This is a genomic window from Peribacillus sp., from assembly GCF_059453735.1.
Map to the genome: position 1 here is coordinate 1 of NZ_JAZVJO010000134.1, position 3,992 is coordinate 3,992.

General features: G+C 38.3%; 5 protein-coding genes. 4 read left to right on the plus strand and 1 reads right to left on the minus strand.

Going from position 1 to position 3,992, the window contains the following annotated elements:
• Both hisF and hisIE read left to right on the plus strand, forming a co-directional pair.
• The coding region (gene hisF, locus AC52RT_RS04560; protein ID WP_495539656.1) for an imidazole glycerol phosphate synthase subunit HisF at positions 1-384 on the plus strand (384 nt) is incomplete at its 5' end.
• The gene (gene hisIE / locus AC52RT_RS04565) at positions 381-1,013 is read left to right on the plus strand and encodes a bifunctional phosphoribosyl-AMP cyclohydrolase/phosphoribosyl-ATP diphosphatase HisIE (RefSeq protein WP_495539657.1); all 633 of its coding nucleotides are present in this window, start codon (positions 381-383) and stop codon (positions 1,011-1,013) included. The genes hisF and hisIE, both read left to right, overlap by 4 nt.
• Before the next feature lie 44 nt (positions 1,014-1,057).
• Here the strand turns inward: hisIE and AC52RT_RS04570 are convergent, their stop codons facing one another.
• Positions 1,058-1,732: a phosphatase PAP2 family protein gene (locus tag AC52RT_RS04570; RefSeq protein ID WP_495539658.1), complete on the minus strand. Its 675-nt coding sequence runs from the start codon at positions 1,730-1,732 to the stop codon at positions 1,058-1,060.
• A gap of 293 nt (positions 1,733-2,025) precedes the next feature.
• On the opposite strand from AC52RT_RS04570, the gene AC52RT_RS04575 reads away from it, so the two are divergent.
• A complete protein-coding gene (locus tag AC52RT_RS04575; RefSeq protein WP_495539659.1) occupies positions 2,026-3,528 on the plus strand; it encodes a tetratricopeptide repeat protein in 1,503 nt (500 codons plus the stop codon).
• Between the two features lie 106 nt (positions 3,529-3,634).
• Positions 3,635-3,992: NAD(P)/FAD-dependent oxidoreductase (locus AC52RT_RS04580; protein ID WP_495539660.1), on the plus strand; the 358-nt coding region annotated here is incomplete at its 3' end.

Sequence of the window (3,992 nt, forward strand, 5' to 3'; positions counted from 1 at the left end):
GTCATTGCCATCGACGCCCGTTATGATCCAGCTATTAACACGTGGAGAGTATATACACATGGAGGACGGAAGCCAACTGAACGTACTGCCATTGAATGGGCAGTGGAAGCGGTCAGCCGTGGAGCTGGTGAAATTCTATTAACGAGCATGGATTGTGATGGTGAGAAAAGCGGATTCCACATTGAATTAACACAAGCCATATCAGAGGCGGTATCCGTACCAGTCATTGCGTCCGGCGGGGCAGGAAACGCTGAACATTTTCAAGAGGTATTTGAAGAGGGGAAAGCAGATGCAGCACTCGCTGCATCGATTTTTCACTATAAAGAGACTTCAGTAAAAGAAGTAAAAACGTTTCTAAAAAAACAGGGAGTGGTTGTACGATGAATATAGAAAAAATTGCTTTTGACGAAAAAGGGTTAGTGCCGGCCATTGTTCAGGATGCGAATACAGGTGAGGTTTTAACACTTGCCTATATGAATCAAGAGTCTCTTAAGCTCTCCATTGAAAAAGGAGAAACTTGGTTCTTTAGCCGTTCTCGGAACGAGCTTTGGCATAAAGGTGAAACAAGCGGCAATACACAGAAAATTAAACAGATTAATTATGACTGTGACCAAGATGCCTTAGTGGTGAAGGTTCTACCTGAAGGACCAGCTTGTCACACAGGGACCACAAGCTGTTTCTCTGAGACATTATTTGAAGCGGAGGAATCTTCTCCTAAAACGCCGGCATCCTTCTTGTTTGATCTTGAAGCAGTAGTAGCTGAAAGAAAATCAACCATGCCTGAGGGATCATATACCACCTATTTATTTAATGAAGGGGTAGATAAAATCCTTAAAAAGGTAGGAGAGGAAGCCTCTGAGGTCATCATTGCAGCAAAAAATCGCAGCCATGAAGAGCTTAGTCTAGAATCGGCTGATTTACTCTATCACCTAATTGTGTTATTCCAAGAGCAGGAGCTGCCGTTGCAAGCAGTCTTAGATGTATTGAAGGAAAGACACGCGAAAAAGGATTAATACAAGAAGAAAGGAGTCCGCTATGATGGACTCCTTTTTTGCGATTATAATTTCATCGTTACCCCAGACTGTTGAAGTTTTTTCGCTCTTTTTTTATTGAATCCTCTAGCAAAACTCCATTGCACTTTAAAGAATAATACGTTCAAAATGAAGGTTAATAAGATGGAACCAAGTAAATCGTACACAACATGCTGTTTTACAAATAATGTTGACATTATAATTATAGCGCCTATGATATGAATGAGTGACTTTTGGAAAAAATTAGTTTGCTTGATTTGCAGGAAGGCAAGCATGACAATACTCGTTGTCAGGACATGTATGCTTGGAAAGCAATTAACAGGCTCATCATTTCTAAAAATCCAAGCTGTTAACATTGTGAAAATGGAATTTCCCTCTAGCTCAGGTCTAGGAACCGTTGTTTGGTAAAAGTAATAAATAATAAAACAGATAACTTCTCCTCCTGCAATCATAAGCAGGGTTTTCCAATAAACAATTCGATCCATAAACCAAAAAAAGAAGATAGCGAGGAACAAATAGGCGTACCATGCAATGTATGGAATAATAAATACGGTTAAAAATGGAATGTAAGAATCTATCGGGGTTGAAAGTTCAATTGCTTCAGAGTTTCTTAGATTTAACCAACCATATATTATTCCAAGAATCGGAAAAATCGCGAAGCCTAATAAATCAATCATTTTCCCCCTGTTTTTTGTTGCCATATACTTCTCCTTTAGATATTGATCTACTGCAGAATGAACAGCTTTCTACAGACTTTTTACTCTGTTAATAATAGTATGTTAAAACAAGATTTAGATGTAAAAAAGCTTCGCCAGTTAGAAAAAACATTCTCCTAACTAATGCCTTTTTAACTGTATCATAGGTACTAGCAAACGATAAAGAAAAATGTCTGCCAGCTAAATCATACCACAGGGTTGACCACTTGAGATAATACGCAAATTCTATAGATTATGATATACTACTATAGCTAATCAACTTGCAGATGGAGGATTTCATGAGTAAAGACTCTAAATTGGCTCAAACAGCCAAAATATTGACCTTTCACCCAACTGGAGAATATTATTTCGCCAAGGGTTTAAAAGCATATAATAAACGTGAATTATATAAAGCAAAAAAATATCTAGAACGTGCCATGGAGCTCGAACCAGAAGAGCCGATCATTGTTTGCCAGCTAGCCATAACATGTACTGAAATCGGCGATTATGGCTATTCAAATAATCTGCTGGAAAATATTCTTAACATACTAGATCCCTATATGACAGAATGCCATTATTTTTTAGCCAATAACTATGCCCACCAGGGTATGTTTAAAGAAGCCTTTCTTCATGCGAGTACGTATCTTGAAAAGGAAGAAGACGGAGAGTTTAGTGAAGATGCAGAAGACCTGCTTGATCTAATCACTTTGGAATCAGATGAAACAGAAGAAAGTCTTACCCTTCAGGATGGGCTTATTGGCAAACAAGAACAAGCTCGGGAATATCTCGAGTCAGGCAATTTTCTTAAAGCTGTGGATGTGTTAAAGGAAACCATTAATGAATATGAAGATTACTGGTCAGCTTATAATAATCTAGCACTCGCTTATTTTTATTTAGGACGTGTGGAAGAGGCTTACAGCACATTAGAAGAAGTTCTGACCAAAAGCCCGGGCAATTTACATGCCCTTTGTAACCTGCTTGTTTTCGATTACTATCAGCAAAAAAATGAAGAAGTGGATAAACTAGTGAATACCTTAGAGAAGGTACGTCCTATTTTAATTGATCATCGTTTTAAGCTGGGTTCGACCTTTGCTTTAATTGGGAGACATTCACTTTCCTATAAATGGTTAAGGCAGCTGCAAAAAGAAGGATATGAAGGCGATGCGAATTTTTATTACTGGCTCGCTGTATCGGGTTATGAGCTGGGATACGAGGACAGAGCGGAACTGGATTGGAAAAAGGTTGTTAAACTTGACCCGGATAAAGCGGGGCATGAACCATGGTTAGAAGTGAATGCAGCTGTTAGCGGATTTGAGCATCACCTTCCATCGATTCTTAAACGTTTAGAAAGCGAATTTAAAGAAGAGCGTTTATTTGCGTTATTCTTAATCAAGAATTCTATTAAAAAACAAAGTCTCACTAAACACAAATTGGTTACGGATAATTCTCGTTTTTCTAAAATAGAAAAATCGTATCGATCACTGATTCTCAAGAATAATGAAAATCGTGCCGAAGATGCAGTAGATTTTGCTGATCAAACAGCGGATGTATTATATCAACACTTTAATCCGATTCAATTTAAAGAAGCTGGTTTGTTTTTGATGTGGTTCGCAGTCTTTATTGAAGCGGTGAAAGAAGAACAAAAACTGACTAACCCAACAGGCTGGGCCGCAGCATGTGAATATGTATGGCATAAGCATGGGAATGTAAAACAAAGTCAAACAGAAATCGCTGGAAAGTATTCTATTTCGACAGCAACACTTTCTAAATACATCAAATTAGTTCAGGCTCTTATCAATTGAGCAGATACTTGGACGGAAAATTATTTGTTATATAGGATATGAGTATTAGGAAAAACTACAGCTAAGACAATTTTCTTTCACTGAATAGAACGAAGGAGTGAACCACATGGCAGAAGAAAAAATATATGACGTACTCATTATTGGAGCAGGGCCTGCTGGGATGACAGCAGCCGTTTATACTTCGAGGGCTAACCTTTCGACTCTAATGGTGGAACGTGGTATTCCAGGCGGACAGATGGCTAACACAGAAGAAGTTGAAAACTATCCAGGGTTTGACCATATTCTTGGACCTGAACTTTCAACCAAAATGTTTGACCATGCAAAAAAATTCGGTGCAGAGTATGCATACGGAGATGTTAAAGAAATTATTGATGGTAAGGAATATAAAACGGTAGTTGCGGGCTCGAAAGAATATAAAGCACGTGCCGTTATTATTTCTTCCGGAGCTGAATATAAGAAAATCG

Bases quoted from the DNA above. Each gene is read 5' to 3' on its own strand.
- AC52RT_RS04575 (WP_495539659.1), top strand. From the start codon at position 2,026: ATGAGTAAAGACTCTAAATTGGCTCAAACAGCCAAAATATTGACCTTT.
- AC52RT_RS04570 (WP_495539658.1), bottom strand. From the start codon at position 1,732: ATGGCAACAAAAAACAGGGGGAAAATGATTGATTTATTAGGCTTCGCG.
- hisIE (WP_495539657.1), top strand. From the start codon at position 381: ATGAATATAGAAAAAATTGCTTTTGACGAAAAAGGGTTAGTGCCGGCC.